Below are 15,451 nucleotides of genomic sequence, written 5' to 3'. Positions count from 1 at the left end.
ATACACGCGCGACGGCATCAGCCGCTGTCGTGATGCCCTTCTGCCGAACTTCACCGCCCTATCCGCACCGATCTTCGACCAGGCCGGATCATGATCGCGGCCATCACGATACGAATCTCTTATCTAATGGTGCGATGACGCTCGATAGATGAAAGATCAGGCGACACTCCGAGTCCCGGGTCTTGGTCCAATTCAACGGTGCCTTCCGTCACGTTGAGGACCGGGCCGCAAAACAGATCGCGCAATGGATTGTCGTTGGCATCGACTTCCAGCCAGCCATCACCTCCGATACCGGCGAGGAGATGCGCGGATGCGAGCAAGCCGAGGCCTCCGCCGAGATAGTGCGGGCAAAACGTCTTGCCCGCCTTCAGAATGTCGCGCGCCAGTGGAGCGCAGACACTGAGCCCGCCCCATTTCGCAATATCAGGCTGAACCACGCCGAGCACGTCTTCGGCCAGCACTTCTTTGAAGCCCTCGACGCTCGAAATGTTTTCGCCGGCGGCAATCGGCATCTTCGCTGCGGCGCGCAGCCTGCGCCATTCCTCGCGCGGCCGATCGGCGCGAATCGGCTCTTCCAACCAGCGCAGATCGAACTCGGCAAGCCGCGGCAGCATCTCCATCGCCTGCGTGACTGACCAGCCCTGATTGGCATCGATGGCAAGCATGCCGGCACCGACGATTCCACGCAGCGTGGCCAAATTGGCGAGGTCGGTCTCGGCGCCGAAGCCAACCTTCAGCTTCAGCGCGCGATGGCCGCGCTTGAGCGCGGCCTCCGCCGTCTGCGCCGCACCGCCGGGATTGATGCCACTGGCATAGACCTTGATCTGGCGTGACTGACCGCCGAGAAGCCGCCACAACGGCAAGCGCCGGCGGCGCGCCGAGAGATCCCACAGCGCGAGGTCGATGCCCGAAATCGCCTGCGCGAACGGACCGGGTTCACCGCATTGAAGCGCCAGAACTTCGATGCCCTTGGTCAGCGCCTCGAAGGCCTGGCCAGGACCGTTGAATTTGCGTCCGACGAGGCCGGGTGCGAGCACCTCGTTGACGAGCCGGGCGCGATGCTCCGCGCCTGGAGCTGGAAAGTTGGACCAGGCCTCACCCCATCCCTCGATGCCGTCCTCGTCGACAGCGCGAACGAAGACGGCGGGACGGTCGAGCATCTTGCCGAACGACGTCACCACCGGCATCGCCAGCGGATAGCGATAGCAGAACGCCTCGATCGAGCGGATGGTGAAGCCGTCAGTCATGTTGTGGATCCTGCGATCGGGATGAGACCACGCAGAGCCACTATCTCAATAGGCGCGCGCGAAGTCACCTTCCTGCTTGATATCAGTGAACACCGGAAAGCGCGCCTTCCACGGCGTGCCCTTGGCCATGGTCAGCTTGTTGAGCCGTTCCAGCACGCCGAGGCCGTCCTTGCGCAGGCTGGCCGACACCGCCGCGCGGTCCGGAAAGTTCTTCAGGACGGCATCGAGCCAGATGGTGCGGCCCGCCAGGAAGCCGCCCGCTCCCGCCGCATAGGCGAAGTCGAGGACGCGCTCGAACTTTTCCGGCGCAGCGCCGCCCGAGAGCAGCACCCAGGGGATGCTGCGCTCGCGGCAGATATCGCCGATCGCATCGAACTCCTTCTGTGCGGCCTTCGCTTCCGCGCTGACGTCGCGGGCCGGCAGGCTGCCCGCCGCAAGCGGGCTCTCCAGCTTGAGGAGATCGACGCCATATTCGGGCTTGGCAAACTCGCGCACGCTGTCGATGACGAGTCCCGGGAGCTTGCCCGGCGATTCCACGTAGTCGGCGGTGTGATTGGCGCTGCCGAGGAATGGGTAGACCAGCAGCTCGAGGACATAGGGAATGTCGTGACGGGCGCAGTCCTCGCCGATCTCGCGCACGAAGCGCTTCTGATGCTCGTTCACCACAGCGTCGGCATCCGGCCGGTACCAGGCCAGCACCTTGACGGCATCGCCGCCCATGGCGCGGATTTTCTCCACGCTCCAATTGGTGATCGCGCGCGACTTGCGGCCGCCCGCCGTTTCCTCGACGCGGTGCTCCTCGAGAGTCATGATCAGGCCGCAGCGCGGCGGCAAGAGATCGATCGCCGCCGGCACCGCAAAATTCGGGTCGAACAGCATCGAGCTGCAATGCGGCGCGAGATTCTCGACAAGGAGGCGCTTGGCCGCCGTGACGTCGGAATATTCGACCTGTTCCCGCGTGATGCCTTTTGCTTTCGCGATGGCGTCGAACAGTGGAGGCCGCTGGTCCAGCGCGACCATGCGAAAGTGGCCATCCGCGTCAGCAAGCCGTGCCAGGCCGCGGTTCTTTCCAATCGTTCTCATGGCTTCGTCCTCATGAATGCAAGACACTCGTTGATCTCAGGGATTCCGTTGCGGCCACCGGCGTGGCGGCATTTCATGGCGGCCGTGGCCGCCGAAAACGCCATGGCGGCGCGCACATCGAGACCGACGCCGATCGCAAGCGCATAGGCGCCGTGGAAGACGTCGCCGGCCCCGGTGGTGTCGACGACCTCGACGGCATAGGCCGCCTGCCGATGCGGCTGGCCATTCTCGTACCAGCTCACGCCTCCCTCGCCGCGCGTGACGGCGATGACCCGGCAGTCGAAGCGCGCGAGCGCCGCGAGCGATTTGTCTTCGGCTGAGCCAGCAAATGATGTGAGTGCGGGCTCGGAGAAGATCGCATGGTCGGTCAGCGGCAGCAGCCGCTCGAACACTTCGGCGTCGGCCATGTCGCCGTCGAGCACAGTCGGAATGCCGCGCGCGCGGGCTTCGCGGAACAGCGTCGCTGCGCCCTCGACCCAGCGCGGATCGGCCAGCACGGAGGATGCGCGCGCGATGGCTTCGAGCGGAAGCCAATCCGCAGCTTCCGGAAAGAGTCCACGGAAGTTGACGATCTGCCGCTCACCGGAACTGTCGACGATGATCCCGGAAACGGACGAGCGGCCGTCGGGAAACAGCCGAAAATTCTCGACATCGACGCCCTCGGCCGTGAAGGCCGATTTCATCTCATGGCCGGCGGCGTCGTTCCCTGCCCGTCCCCAGAACGCGACGGACGCGCCGAGCCTTGCTATCGCGACCGACGCGTTGGCGGCCATGCCGCCGCCAAGCGTGCCGTAACCGACGGCCTTGAGCTTCTCGCTTTGACCCGCGAACAGGCGATCGACGCGCCAGACCTGGTCGAGTGCCGACAGACCCAGGCAGATCACGTGCACGGACCTGGCCTTTGACGCCACGGCCGCCAGCGCCGAGAGATCACCGATGTGCGCGGATGCACTCACCGCAGGACCTGTCCGTTGGCCGCATCGAACAAATGCGTCTTGCCCGGTTGCGGACGAAGGCTGAGACGATCGCCGACCTTCGGCCGCAGCGATGGATCGACCCTCGCGATCGCGGAGGCGCCGGCGAGATCGAAATGGATCAGCGTATCCGAGCCAAGCGGTTCGACCAGCTTGACGTTGACGGCAAGTCCGTCGACGGCATCCGCGGCCACTACGAAATGCTCAGGGCGGATGCCGAGCACGGCATTGCCGGCCTGACGCAGGCGGCCTGCGGCCTCGCCGTCGAGCGGCACTGCCGTTCCGCCTTGCGAGAGAACCGCACGCTCCTGCCGCCACTCGACCGGGAAGAAATTCATGGCGGGCGAACCGATGAAGCCGGCGACGAACTGGTTGGCGGGCCGCTCGTAGACCGTCTCCGGCGTGTCGTATTGCTGAATCGTGCCGCTCTGGAGCACCACGATCCGGTCGGCCATGGTCATGGCTTCGATCTGATCGTGCGTGACGAAGACCATGGTGGTCTTCAACTCCTGCGACAGCGCCTTGATCTCGGCCCGCACCTGCCCGCGCAGCTTCGCGTCGAGATTGGACAGCGGCTCGTCGAACAGGAACGCCTTGGGATTACGCACGATGGCACGGCCCATGGCGACGCGCTGGCGTTGTCCGCCCGACAGCTCCTTCGGCTTGCGGTCGAGATAAGGCTCGATGTGCAACAGCGCCGCTGCGCGCTTGACGCGCGCGTCGATCTCCGCCTTCGGCACGCCACGCAACTCCAGCGCAAACGACATGTTGTCGTAGACCTTCATGTGCGGATAGAGCGCGTAGTCCTGGAACACCATCGCGATGTCGCGCTGCGCGGCCTGCACGCCGTTGACGCGCTTGTCGCCGATGTAGAGGTCTCCCGACGAAATCGGCTCGAGGCCGGCGATGATGCGCAGCAAGGTTGACTTGCCGCAGCCGGAAGGGCCGACGAAGACGACGAATTCGTGGTCCGCGATCTCCAGGTTGAGATCGGGGATCACGGTGAAATTGCCGTAGCGCTTGACGAGATTGCGGATCGAGATCGAGGCCATGATCGCTTAGTCCAGCGCCAGAACCGGCTTGATCAGCTCGCCCTTGGCGAAGCGGGCGAAATTCTCGGGCAGAGCCGACAGGCCGAACTCGCCATCGACGAGGACGCGGTATTCGTCCTTGTACTTGCGCAGCAGCCCGACATTCGGCTCGAAATCCGAGACCGGGAAGTAGAAGGTGCGGATCATGTAGAAATCCTTGCGGCGGAATACCTTGCCTTCCTCGATGGTCCAGGGCGCGGCGTTCTCGCCGACCAGCACCAGCGCGCCACGCGGCAGGACCAGCTCGATGCCGAGGTTGCGCGCCGCATGCGCGCCGGAGCATTCCATGATGAGGGCAAATCGCCTGGAGGTATCGCCGACGGGATGCGCCTTCGCGCCGAAGGATTGCGCGATTCTGAGGCGCGCGGCATTGGGATCGGCGACGTAGACGTTGTCGTAGCCGAGTGCGCGGAGCGCCAGCACGACGCCGAGGCCGACAGGCCCTGCCCCCATCACGAGAACCGGGCCAGCCTCGGCCGGCGGCACGACACGGCCGACGAAGCGCACGGCGTGACCGGACGTGCCGATGGTGTCGAGCAGCAGCGGCGCAAGGCTGTCCTCGATATCATCAGGCACCGGCAGCAGGCAGTTTTCCGGCACCGGCACATATTCGGCATAGCCGCCCGGCCTGTTCCAGCCGATCAGGCTGGAGACTTCAAGGCACATCTGGGTGTCGCCGCGCTTGCAGGCCGCGCAGTGATCGCAGTGCAAGGGGATATAGATGGCGCAGCGGCGGCCGTGCAGGCGATGACCGGGCTGCTCGACGACGCCAAAGATCTCGTGGCCCGCGGTGAATTCGGCGCCCTTGTGCCAGAGCTTGAAGTCCGAACCGCACAGCGCGGTACGCAAGACGCGCACGAGCACCTCGCCTGTGCCGACATCGGGCATCGCCACGCGCTCGATGGTGATGCGGTCGTTGCCATGGAAGACTGCGGCCTGCATGATCGAATTGGGACGGGGTGACATATTCATCAGACAACTAACCTTTCACCGCACCGAGCGTCAGCCCGGAGACGAGCCAGCGCTGAACCAGGGCCGCCAGCACCAGCGGCGGCAATGCGATCAACGTCGCCGCGGCCATCAGCGCGCCCCACTGCGTCGAGCCCTCGCCGATGAAGTTGAAGGCCGCCGCGATCAGCGTCTTGGTGTCGCCGTTGGAGAGCACCAGCGCAAACAGGAAGTAGTTCCACGAGAATACAAAGGCGAGGATCGCCGAGACGGCGACGCCGGATGCCACCAGCGGCAGCGCGATGCGCCAGAGGATGCGCGTGACGCTGCATCCATCGACCTGCGCCGCCTCGAAGACGCTGCGCGGGATGCCGTCGAATGACGGCAGCAGGACCCAGATCACGATCGGCAACGTGATGACCGCGTGGCTCAGGATCAGCGCGGTGTAGGAGCCGATCATGCCGACCTGCCGGAACATGACGTACCACGGCAGCAGGAACAGCGTGCCCGGCGCCATGCGGGCGGCCAGCGTCAGGATCGCCGGCCACGAGATCCGCGTCCAGGAGACAGCGAAAGCGGCGGGGATTCCGAACAACAGTCCAAGCGCCGTCGAGCCGACGGTGACGATGAGGCTATTGAGCGCATAGTTCAGGAACGGCGTGGTCTTGGTCAGCTCGACATAGTTATCCAAGGTCGGCGTGAAGATCAGCGTCGGCGGATAGGCCGTCACCTCGAAGGACGGCTTGAACGAAGACAACACCATCCAGACCGTCGGCGCCATGATGATGATCCCGGCCAGCACGAGCTGCACCAGGTTGAGCCAGCGGATCCAGCGGTCGGTATTGGCAGCGTCCGTCATGGCGTCACCAGGCGACTGCGCCGCGCAGGCGGTTGAAGGCGAGCACGGCGCCGAACACGATCGCCGTCAGCGTCAGCATCAAGGCGCTGGCATAGCCGATGTTGAAGAATTCGAAGCCGACGCGGAAGCCGTAGATGTTCAGCGTGTTCGACGCGTTGCCCGGACCGCCCTGGGTGGTGATGTAGATGATGTCGAAGAAGCGCAGGAGATCGACGCTGCGCAGGATCGCCGCGGTGACGATGGTGGGCAGCAGCAGCGGCAGCGTGATGCGCTGGAAGGTCCTGAACGGGGATGCGCCGTCGATCTGCGCGGCCTCGTAGACGCTCGGCGGGAGAGATTGCAGGCCGCCCAGAACGATCAAGGCGACGTAAGGCGTCCACTGCCAGCTGTCGATCAGAGCAACCGTCGGAATGACCAGCGATGGTGAGGCCAGCCACTCCAACGGCGGCAGACCGAACGCTTGCAGGATGTAGTTGGCCGCCCCTAGTGACGGATCGAGGATCACCAGCCACATCATGCCCGCCACCACCGGCGGCATCATGAAGGGCGAGATGAACAACGAGCGCACGATCCCCGGCAGGCGCTTGGCGTGAAACAACACCAGTGCGAGCCAGACGCCGAAGACGAGCTGCAGCACCAGCGACAGCACATAGAGCGCGATCGTGACCCATAGCCCGTGCCAGAACTCGTAGTCGGAGACCAGCTTGGAATAATTGGCAAGGCCGGCGAAGGACTGCTTGCCGGTCGAGGAGAAATTCTGGAAGCCGAGCCAGACCGTATAGACGACGGGAAACGCGATCATCGCGACCGTGAAGATCACGGCCGGCGCCGAAAGCGCCGACATTTCCAGCTTCTGCCGGTCCTGCGTGAGTGTCGCAGCCGCATCCGACATGCGTGCGTTTCCTTGAGAATGAGGAGGCGCCGGCGGGCAGCAAGCCAGCCGGCTGAGTGTTACTTCTGGGCGATCAGCGCATCCAACGCCTTGTCGGCATCCGCGCAGGCCTGATCGATCGGCTTCTGCTTCAGGATGAGATCCTGCACCGCCTGGCCGATGAACTCGCGCGATTCCGGATTGGCGACGATGGGATAGCCGACCTCGGACGAGCCCTTGGTGGCGAGCACGTCGAGCGCGGCCTGCCATTCCTTGCGCACCGGCTCCTCGTCGATCCACTTGCGATAATCGGGATCCTTGGCGACCGACGGGCGCGGCGGGGCAATGCCCTGGAGCGCCATCTTCTTCTGCACCTCGGGGCTGGTCGCCCATTGCACAAAGTACCAGGCCGCCTCCGGCTGCTTGCTGTGCGAGGACACCGCCATACCCCAGCCGATCGTGGTCGGCACCTGGCCGGCCTCGCCGGCCGGGAACGGTAACAGGCCGGTGTCCTTCAACCGCGCCCCGCCTTCCATCACCGTGCGCAATTCATTCGAGGATTCGAACGCCATCGCGGCGCGGCCGCCGCGGTAGAGCGCCGAAATCTGCTGGAAGCTGTAATTGACGACGCCGGGCGGTCCGAAGTCGCGCAGCAGCCGGCTATAGGTGTCGAGCGCCTCCTTGCCCTTGGCCGAGCAGAGGTTCGACTTGCCGCCAGCAATGTAGCTGCCGCCGATATTGTGCAGCATGTTGCTGAAGGTGTAGGCGACCGCAGGCTTGAGACCGCGCGAGACGAACGGCGTCACCGCACTGTCGCAGGTCTTGATCTTCGCGGCCGCAGCCTCGACCTCCTTGATGGTCTTGGGCGCCTCGAGGCCGCACTTCTTGAAGATGTCGGTGCGGTAATAGAAGATCGGCCCCTCGATGTTCATCGGCATGCTGGTTAGCTTGCCGCCGAACGTTGCGGCCTTCAGCAGCGCCTGGCTTAGCCCTGCCGGGTCGTATTCCTTGGCCACCTCGTTCTTGGCCATCGCGGTGAGATCGCCGTACCAGCCGGCGGCGGCGAACTGCTCGCCCTCGCGCGAGGGCAGCGTCATGAACACATCGACCTCGTCGCTGTTCGCATTCATGACGGTGACCAGACGCTGCCGCATCTGCTGCTCCTGATAGCCGTCGACCTTCAGGGTCATGCCGGTCAGCTTCTCGAAGTCGGCCTTGTAGGTCAGCAGTGCCTGCGCGACCGGATTGTTGTTGGCGAGAAATGTGACGGTCTTGCCCTTGAACTTCATCCAATCGAAATCGGCGGCATGCGCCTGCGCACTGGCCGCCGCAATCGCGAGAATGGGCAACGCGACATGGGTCGCGAGCATCCTGGCCTTCATCGAACTCTCCTCCCGGCTGGCCGCCTTAAGCTGGCGGACCATTTTGAACGCGTTTAACACCACTTGAAAACGGTTACAATCTAGACCGCACATCCGTGGTGTCAAGCGGTGGACAGGCGTCACAATCTGCGGCAGATTTACCTCATTGCCGCCACTTCACGGTCCGCCACGCAGGATGTAACGTTACATTCATGAAACTGACCAACGCCAAGTCCGTGAAACAGGGCATCCGCGCCGTGGCGGCGCGCGCCGGCGTGTCGACGGCATCGGTCTCGCGCGCTCTCAACAATCCCGATGCGGTGAGCCCCTCCCTGCGCGCGCGGATCGAACAGGCCATCGACGCGCTCGGCTACATCCCGCATGCGCCGGCGCGCATCCTGTCGTCGCGGCGCTCGCGCACCCTCGGCGCGATCGTGCCGACCATCGACAACACGATGTTCGCGCGCGGCATCGCCTCGCTTCAGCAGTATCTCTCCTCGGTCGGATACATGCTGTTTCTCACCACGAGCGGATATGATCTCGATGTCGAATTGCAGCAGGCGCGCAACCTGATCAGCCGCGGTGTCGACGGCCTCGTGCTGCGCGGCGATTGTCATCACGATGGATTGCGCAAACTGCTGGCCGACAACGCGGTGCCGTTCATCAATGTCGGCATCTACCAGCCCGACCGACCCTACCCTTGCGTCGGCACTGACAACGAGGCAGCCGCCCATCGCGCCGCCGCTCACGTCATCGAGCTCGGCCATCGCCGCATCGGGATCGTCTCGGCACTCCAGCGCAACAACGACCGCGCCAGCGCCCGCGTCGCCGGCTTTCGCCGTGCGCTGGCCGAGAACGGGCTCGAGCTGCCGCCGCAATGGCATGTCGAGGTGCCCTATACGCTGGACGACGCACGCGAGGCGGCGCGCTATCTCCTCAACCTCAAAGACCGTCCGACGGCCGTGGTGTGCGGCAACGACGTCATCGCTTATGGCGTGTTGCTCGAGGCGGAGCGCGACGGGTTCGCCGTGCCGCGCGATCTGTCGGTGGTCGGCTTCGACGATCTCGACTGGAGTCGCCATTTGCGGCCGAGCCTGACCACGATCCACGTTCCGACCGGAGAAACCTGGCAGCGGGCCGGAGAATATCTGGTGCGCAGCCTCGCCGGCGAGCAGACCATCATGCATCGCGAGATCGACTTCTCGCTGGTGGTCCGCGAATCGACGGCTCCGCCTCCGAAATCCCTGAAGTGAGATCCTACGGATGAATTCGAATTTCTCCCTCGCAACCGGCTTTCATGCCGTCGTGATCGGCGGCGCCGGCGACATTGGCGCGGCGATCAGCAACCAGTTTTGCGACCTCGGCGCGTCGGTGACCGCAACCGGCGCGAACGAGGTCGATCTTGCCCGCACCCTGCTCAAGCCACGCACCGGGCTCACGCTCGCGACGCTGGATGTCACCGATGATGCCGCCGTCACATCCTTCGCGCGGCAGCACACGCGCGTCGACGCGCTGGTCAACTGCGCCGGCATTCTCGCGCGCGACAAGGAATTCGAGATCGAGACTTTCATGAAGGTGCTCGACGTCAATCTCACCGGCACGTTCCGAACCTGCATGGCGTTCCACCCGCGGCTCGCGGAGACGAATGGCTCGATCGTCAACATCGCCTCGATGAATGCGACGTTGGCGCTGCCACGGATTCCCGCCTATTGCGCCAGCAAAGGCGGCGTCGTGATGCTGACCAAGGCGCTGGCTTTGAAGTGGGCCGACGAAGGCATCCGCGTCAATGCGGTGGCGCCCGGCTATATCGAAACGGCTATCAATGCCGCCGGCCGCACCGACCGTGCCCATTATCAGCGCATCGCCGACCGAACCGCGTTCAAGCGCTGGGGACAGCCGGAGGACGTCGCCGGGGCCGTCGCCTTCCTGTGCATGCCGGCTTCGCAATATGCGACCGGCACCGTGGTCGCGGTGGACGGAGGATTCCTCGCGGGATGACCCCGCTCCCGCGACCTGTTGCACCGCGAAACCATTTGCGCCGCAACATCCAAAATGAGACTGCCCGTCAAGCCGAACGAGGCGTCCGCGCATGCACCGCATGCGACTTCGGCTAGCCTTCCCGTCAAATCCGCGAGCCCTTCGAGCTGCGGGCGCAGCGCCGGTCCGGCGTGGCGACAAATCGACGACACAGGGAGGAGCACAATGTCGAAATGCAGTGTGGGGCTGCTGGTGCTGAGCAGCCTGTTTCTTTCAGGCGCCGCGATCGCTCAGGAAAAGATCAAGGTGGGGGTGACCGCAACGCTCGAAGGCACCTACACGGTGCTCGGCGAGGACGGCATGCGCGGCCATCAGACCGCCCTCAACGTGCTCGGCAAGAAGGTCGGCGACAAGGAACTCGAGTTCATCGTCGCCTCGACCGACGCAACGCCCGACTCCGCCGTGCGCGCAGTGCGCAAGCTGATCGAACAGGACAAGGTGCAGATCCTGCTTTCGCCGCTCTCCGGCGACGAAGGCATCGCGGTGAAGAATTTTGCGAAAACCCATCCCGAGCTGACCTTCATCAATGCGGCCTCCGGCGCCCAGGAAACGACTTACGTCGATCCGGCCCCGAACTTCTTCCGCTACAACATGGACGGCGCGCAGTGGCAGGTCGGCCTCGGCAAATACGCCTATGAGGAAAAGAAATATCGCAAGATCGCAACCGTCGGCGAGGACTACTCCTTTATCTACACCCAGGTGTTCGGGCTGGTGCTCGAGTTCTGCGGCATGGGCGGACAGGTGACCAACCGGCAATGGGTGCCGCTCGGAACGAAGGATTTCGCCTCCGTCATCGCCGCCCTGCCCGACGACGTCGACGCTATCTATCTCGGACTCGGCGGCGCGGATGCCGTCAACTTCCTCAACCAGTATCAGCAAGCCGGCGGCAAGGCGCATCTGATGGGCGGTTCCATCATGATCGACCAGACCATCCTGTCGTCGAAGGGCAACGCCAAGAACGCGCTGATCGGCACCATCGCAGCGAGCGGTCAGGCCGACACCTGGGAGGATCCAGGCTGGCAGAAGTTCGTCAAGGCCTATCAGGACGCCTTCCCGCCCAACAAGCGCTTCCCGAGCCCGTCGCTGCTCGCGACCAACTACTATGATTCAACCATGGCGCTGATCCTCGCGCTGCGTCAGGTCAATGGCGACCTCTCCAACAACCAGGCAAAATTCAAGGAAGCACTGGCGAAGATCGAACTCGATGCGCCGAACGGCAAGATCAAGCTCGACTCCAACCGCCAGGCGATCGGCACCAACTTCGTCACCGAAGTCGTCGATGACGGCAAAGGCGCGATGTTCAGCAAGGTCGTGAAGGTGATCCCGAACGTGAACCAGACGCTCGGCTATGATCCGGCCGTGTTCTCCAAGATCGGGTTGCCAGGCCGCACAGTACCGGAATGTAAGAAATACTGACGCATCACGCCTGCGCAGGCGGAGAGCGACTTGCTGACGCGGTCGCTCTCCGCTCTTGCAATCTCGTCGGCGTTGTTGAACGCTGGCCGAAAAGACAAGAACATTACGGAGGGGAAGGCATGAGCCGTGCGCTCGCCGTCTTCCACGGCCGCTTCGGCCGGGCGACGGTTTATCAGTTGAACCGCCCTTTCAATATTCACGCCCATCGTGAAGGTCATCTGATCTTCCATGTCGGCGGCATGCCGGCATGCATCGATGTCTCCAACGGGCATTACGATCTCACCGAATCCTCCGTCGTCGCCGTCAATCCGTGGGAGCCGCATAACTTCCTGCCGGCCGATCTCGACGGCGGCGCGATCTTCTTCGTGCTTTACGTCAATGCCGAATGGTTTGCGCCTGATGCATCCGGCTCCGATCGGCTGCGTTTCGGCCGCACCCAATTCAAGCGCACGCCTGCACTCGACAAGCACATCAGGCGGACCGCCGCGCTCGTGTGCGGCGCACCATCGCTTTCCAGCCTCGATTCCGAGCTGCGCCGGCTGATCGACATCTGCTACGACGAAAGCTGGCAGCAGGCCGAGATCGCGCGCGATGCGCGCGCCAATGGTGCCGTGACCGACTTCCGTGTGCGCAAATGCATCAGGCTGATGTCGGAGAGCCCCGGGGCCGAGATGGAGCTCGATACGATCGCGCGGGAATCCGGGCTGTCTCGACCGCATTTCTACCGGCTGTTCCGGGTCCAGACCGGCGTCACGCCGAACCTCTATCTCAACACGCTGATCATGGAACAGGCGCTCGAAGCGCTGGTGGCGAGCGAGGCGCCGATCGCCGATATCGGCTTCGATCTCGGCTTCTCCTCGCAAAGCGGCTTCACCCGTTTCTTCGCCGCCAATGTCGGGATGGCCCCGACCGATTATCGTCGCGCGGCCAAGGTTTTGCGCGCCTGATCGCTGCGCGAAAAGATACTCACGATCAAACGTCCTCCTCGCAGCCCGGCTAGAATGTGGGCAACGCGATCCCGCTAGAGGATTGCGAGTTCAGGGAGGACGTTCGCCCATGGCGAGGTACGCAGCCGACAACGGCTTGCACGCCGCCTCGCCCCGCTTGCGGGGAGAGGGTTGGAGTGCGCCCGCGCCGGAGCCTGTCATCGGGCGCGCCTTTGGCGCGACCCGTTGGGCGCGACCTCTCCCCGCAAGCGGGGCAGGGCAATCGCATATGAAAGCGGATTCCCTGCGGCCCATCCTTCGAGACGCCCGCTTTGGCGGGCTCCTCAGGATGAGGGCGGAGTGTGCGGCAGCAGTTTCAACGGGCCCGATGCCAATTAGCCTCATCCTGAGGAGACCGCCACCGGGTCCGCGCAAAGCGCGGCCCGATGACAGGCTCCGCGGTCGTCTCGAAGGACGAGGCGCTTGCTCAGGCCGCTCCAAGAGATCATATGCGATTGCCCTGGCAAACGGGGCGAGACCATGAGCCGCTTTGTCGAACGCCATCCCGCCTGGGCGCTGATCGCAATCATTGCCATTGCCGTCGGACTCTGGCTGATCTTCGCGGTCTGGCCGCCGGGCCTCGAAGAGGCCATCGGCCGCAAGCGTGTCTTCCTCAACGCCGTCTTCAACGGCATCACGCTCGGAGGGCTCTACTTCCTCGTCGCCAGCGGCTTCACGCTGATCTTCGGCCTGATGCGCAACGTCAACCTCGCGCACGGCTCGCTCTATCTGTTCGGTGGCTATGTCGGCTACGCCATCAGCGCCTCCACCGGCTCCTGGATCCTCAGCTTCATCGTCGCCTTCATCCTGGCTGCCCTGGTCGGCGTCCTGCTCCAGCTGATCGTGTTCCGCCGGATGGAGGGACAGGATCTCAGGCAGACCATGGTGACGATCGGACTTTCGATCGTATTTGCCGATCTGATGCTATGGGCCTGCGGCGGCGACTTCTATCAGATCCAGACGCCGAATTGGCTGATCGGCCCGGTGGAGCTGCCGCTGATCACCGCGATCAAATCCTCGGGCGAGCCGGTCTATCTCAGATATCCGCTGGTGCGGCTCGTGATCTTCGCCGCTTCCGTGATCATCGGCGTGGCGATGTGGCTCGCGCTCAACCGCACCCGGATCGGCATGATCATCCGCGCCGGCGTCGATGATCGCGATATCCTGGCCGCGACCGGCGTGCGCATCCAGCTCGTCTTCGTGCTGGTGTTCGCCTTCGGCGCGGGTCTTGCCGGCATTGCCGGCGTGGTCGGCGGCACCTTCCAGTCATTGTCGCCCGGCGAGGACATCCGCTTTCTGCTGGCTTCCCTCGTCGTCGTGATCGTCGGCGGCATGGGTTCGATCCCCGGCGCCGCGCTCGGCGCACTGATCATCGGCCTCGCCGAACAGCTCGGCTCGGTCTACATCCCGACCTACGCCATCGTCGTGACCTTCCTGATCATGGTGCTGGTGCTGGCCATCCGGCCGCAAGGCCTATTGGCGAGGCGCTGAGATGTCGCTCGCCCACGATGCCCGCGTTGCCGTACGCCCCGCCACGATGGCGCAGCGCCCGTCGCGGCCATGGCCGGAGGTCAACAATCCCGCGGCCTGGATCGTCGCGGCCATTCTCCTGATCATGCCGCTGATCGCCAACGGCTTCTTCCTGATCGAGATCTTCGCCTCCACCTTGATCCTCGGCACCATGGCGCTGAGCCTGATGTTCCTCGCCGGCTATGGCGGCATGGTCAGCCTGATGCAGCTCACCATCGCAGGCTTCGCGGCCTACATGGTCGCCGTGTTCGGCGTCAGCGGCAATGCCAATATCAGCCTGGGCTGGCCGTGGTGGCTCGCGGTCCCGATGGCGCTGGCGCTGGCGACCGCCTTCGGCACGCTCGGCGGCGCGCTCGCGGTCCGCACCGAGGGCATCTACACCATCATGATCACGCTCGCGATCGGCGCGGCGTTCTACTATTTCACCAACCAGAACTGGGCGATCTTCAACGGCCATACCGGCATCAACACCGTGGCCACCCCGCACTTCTGGGGCGTGAACTGGCGCGCCGACATTCCTTTCTATTACGTCGTGCTCGCGGTCGCCGCGCTCTGCTATTTCGCAGTCGAATATCTCTCCCGCGCTCCTTTCGGCCTTGCCCTTCAGGGCGTGCGTGACAATCCGCGACGGATGGCTGCACTCGGCTTCAACGTCAATGCGCACCGCGTCGCCGCCTACGCGTTCGCCTCCTTCGTAGCCGCGCTGGCCGGCGTGCTCCAAGTCTGGAACTACCGCCAGATTTCGCCGGGCTCGGTCAGCGTCGGGGCCTGCATCGACGTGCTGATCATCGCCGTCGTCGGCGGCATCACGCGCCCGATCGGGCCTTTCATCGGCGCGCTGATCTTCGTGCTGCTGCGCACCTTCGCACTCGACTTCCTGGTCCGGCTTGGACTCGATGGCAACCGCTTCCGCCTGCTGATCGGGCTCGGCTTCCTCGCCATCGTATTTTGGTCCTCGGACGGCGTCATTGGCCTATGGCAGCGCTGGCGCAACCGTCAGCGCCGCAGCGCGGACCGTTCCGGCGGAGGGCGCCGCCATGGATAGCGT

General features: G+C 64.3%; 14 protein-coding genes. 6 read left to right on the top strand and 8 right to left on the bottom strand.

Annotation, left to right across the window (positions count from 1 at the left end; all coding sequences use genetic code 11):
* Window positions 1–119: 119 nt before the first annotated feature.
* From CWO91_RS14975 to CWO91_RS14940, 8 genes are read right to left on the bottom strand one after another with little or no spacing between them, the layout of a single operon-like run.
* On the bottom strand, window positions 120–1,247 hold the full coding sequence (locus tag CWO91_RS14975; protein WP_130214122.1) for a mandelate racemase/muconate lactonizing enzyme family protein: 1,128 nt from the start codon (window positions 1,245–1,247) through the stop codon (window positions 120–122).
* Between the two features lie 45 nt (window positions 1,248–1,292).
* Window positions 1,293–2,330 (bottom strand): tagatose 1,6-diphosphate aldolase, encoded by a 1,038-nt coding sequence (locus CWO91_RS14970; RefSeq protein ID WP_130214121.1) that lies wholly within the window; start codon window positions 2,328–2,330, stop codon window positions 1,293–1,295.
* Entirely contained in the window at window positions 2,327–3,286 is a 960-nt protein-coding gene (locus CWO91_RS14965) for a sugar kinase (RefSeq protein WP_130214120.1), read from the bottom strand. The genes CWO91_RS14970 and CWO91_RS14965 overlap by 4 nt, the downstream gene beginning before the upstream one ends.
* The gene (locus tag CWO91_RS14960; protein WP_130214119.1) at window positions 3,283–4,356 is read right to left on the bottom strand and encodes an ABC transporter ATP-binding protein; all 1,074 of its coding nucleotides are present in this window, start codon (window positions 4,354–4,356) and stop codon (window positions 3,283–3,285) included. Before CWO91_RS14960 ends, CWO91_RS14965 begins: the two co-directional genes overlap by 4 nt.
* 6 nt (window positions 4,357–4,362) lie before the next feature.
* Window positions 4,363–5,367, bottom strand: a complete 1,005-nt coding sequence (locus tag CWO91_RS14955) for a zinc-dependent alcohol dehydrogenase family protein (protein ID WP_130214118.1) — start codon at window positions 5,365–5,367, stop codon at window positions 4,363–4,365.
* Window positions 5,368–5,374: 7 nt separating this feature from the next.
* Window positions 5,375–6,202, bottom strand: coding sequence for a carbohydrate ABC transporter permease (locus tag CWO91_RS14950; protein ID WP_130214117.1), 828 nt, complete (start codon window positions 6,200–6,202; stop codon window positions 5,375–5,377).
* Window positions 6,203–6,206: 4 nt separating this feature from the next.
* Window positions 6,207–7,094: a carbohydrate ABC transporter permease gene (locus CWO91_RS14945; RefSeq protein WP_130214116.1), complete on the bottom strand. Its 888-nt coding sequence runs from the start codon at window positions 7,092–7,094 to the stop codon at window positions 6,207–6,209.
* Between the two features lie 59 nt (window positions 7,095–7,153).
* On the bottom strand, window positions 7,154–8,455 hold the full coding sequence (locus tag CWO91_RS14940) for an ABC transporter substrate-binding protein (protein WP_165405471.1): 1,302 nt from the start codon (window positions 8,453–8,455) through the stop codon (window positions 7,154–7,156).
* 191 nt (window positions 8,456–8,646) lie between these two features.
* Here CWO91_RS14940 and CWO91_RS14935 point away from each other — a divergent pair, with 191 nt between their 5' ends.
* The 6 genes from CWO91_RS14935 (at window position 8,647) to CWO91_RS14910 (ending at window position 15,448) form a co-directional block, all read left to right on the top strand.
* On the top strand, window positions 8,647–9,687 hold the full coding sequence (locus CWO91_RS14935) for a LacI family DNA-binding transcriptional regulator (RefSeq protein ID WP_165405470.1): 1,041 nt from the start codon (window positions 8,647–8,649) through the stop codon (window positions 9,685–9,687).
* 10 nt (window positions 9,688–9,697) lie between these two features.
* Window positions 9,698–10,432: an SDR family NAD(P)-dependent oxidoreductase gene (locus CWO91_RS14930; RefSeq protein ID WP_130214113.1), complete on the top strand. Its 735-nt coding sequence runs from the start codon at window positions 9,698–9,700 to the stop codon at window positions 10,430–10,432.
* Between the two features lie 204 nt (window positions 10,433–10,636).
* Window positions 10,637–11,887: an ABC transporter substrate-binding protein gene (locus CWO91_RS14925; protein WP_130214112.1), complete on the top strand. Its 1,251-nt coding sequence runs from the start codon at window positions 10,637–10,639 to the stop codon at window positions 11,885–11,887.
* A 119-nt stretch (window positions 11,888–12,006) separates the two neighbouring features.
* Window positions 12,007–12,834 carry a helix-turn-helix domain-containing protein gene (locus tag CWO91_RS14920; protein WP_130214111.1) on the top strand — a complete coding sequence of 276 codons (828 nt, stop codon included), beginning with the start codon at window positions 12,007–12,009 and terminating at the stop codon, window positions 12,832–12,834.
* A 519-nt stretch (window positions 12,835–13,353) separates the two neighbouring features.
* Window positions 13,354–14,364 carry a branched-chain amino acid ABC transporter permease gene (locus CWO91_RS14915; protein WP_130214110.1) on the top strand — a complete coding sequence of 337 codons (1,011 nt, stop codon included), beginning with the start codon at window positions 13,354–13,356 and terminating at the stop codon, window positions 14,362–14,364.
* 1 nt (window position 14,365) lies between these two features.
* The gene (locus CWO91_RS14910; protein WP_130214109.1) at window positions 14,366–15,448 is read left to right on the top strand and encodes a branched-chain amino acid ABC transporter permease; all 1,083 of its coding nucleotides are present in this window, start codon (window positions 14,366–14,368) and stop codon (window positions 15,446–15,448) included.
* The last annotated feature ends 3 nt before the right edge of the window (window positions 15,449–15,451 follow it).

Source organism: Bradyrhizobium genosp. SA-3 (assembly GCF_004212635.1).
GTDB lineage: Bacteria > Pseudomonadota > Alphaproteobacteria > Rhizobiales > Xanthobacteraceae > Bradyrhizobium.
This window is presented reverse-complemented; position numbering and strand designations above follow the sequence as displayed.

Bases quoted from the DNA above. Each gene is read 5' to 3' on its own strand.
- CWO91_RS14925 (WP_130214112.1), top strand. From the start codon at position 10,637: ATGTCGAAATGCAGTGTGGGGCTGCTGGTGCTGAGCAGCCTGTTTCTT.
- CWO91_RS14915 (WP_130214110.1), top strand. From the start codon at position 13,354: ATGAGCCGCTTTGTCGAACGCCATCCCGCCTGGGCGCTGATCGCAATC.
- CWO91_RS14930 (WP_130214113.1), top strand. From the start codon at position 9,698: ATGAATTCGAATTTCTCCCTCGCAACCGGCTTTCATGCCGTCGTGATC.
- CWO91_RS14955 (WP_130214118.1), bottom strand. From the start codon at position 5,367: ATGAATATGTCACCCCGTCCCAATTCGATCATGCAGGCCGCAGTCTTC.
- CWO91_RS14940 (WP_165405471.1), bottom strand. From the start codon at position 8,455: ATGAAGGCCAGGATGCTCGCGACCCATGTCGCGTTGCCCATTCTCGCG.
- CWO91_RS14945 (WP_130214116.1), bottom strand. From the start codon at position 7,094: ATGTCGGATGCGGCTGCGACACTCACGCAGGACCGGCAGAAGCTGGAA.
- CWO91_RS14935 (WP_165405470.1), top strand. From the start codon at position 8,647: ATGAAACTGACCAACGCCAAGTCCGTGAAACAGGGCATCCGCGCCGTG.
- CWO91_RS14960 (WP_130214119.1), bottom strand. From the start codon at position 4,356: ATGGCCTCGATCTCGATCCGCAATCTCGTCAAGCGCTACGGCAATTTC.
- CWO91_RS14920 (WP_130214111.1), top strand. From the start codon at position 12,007: ATGAGCCGTGCGCTCGCCGTCTTCCACGGCCGCTTCGGCCGGGCGACG.
- CWO91_RS14950 (WP_130214117.1), bottom strand. From the start codon at position 6,202: ATGACGGACGCTGCCAATACCGACCGCTGGATCCGCTGGCTCAACCTG.
- CWO91_RS14910 (WP_130214109.1), top strand. From the start codon at position 14,366: ATGTCGCTCGCCCACGATGCCCGCGTTGCCGTACGCCCCGCCACGATG.
- CWO91_RS14970 (WP_130214121.1), bottom strand. From the start codon at position 2,330: ATGAGAACGATTGGAAAGAACCGCGGCCTGGCACGGCTTGCTGACGCG.
- CWO91_RS14975 (WP_130214122.1), bottom strand. From the start codon at position 1,247: ATGACTGACGGCTTCACCATCCGCTCGATCGAGGCGTTCTGCTATCGC.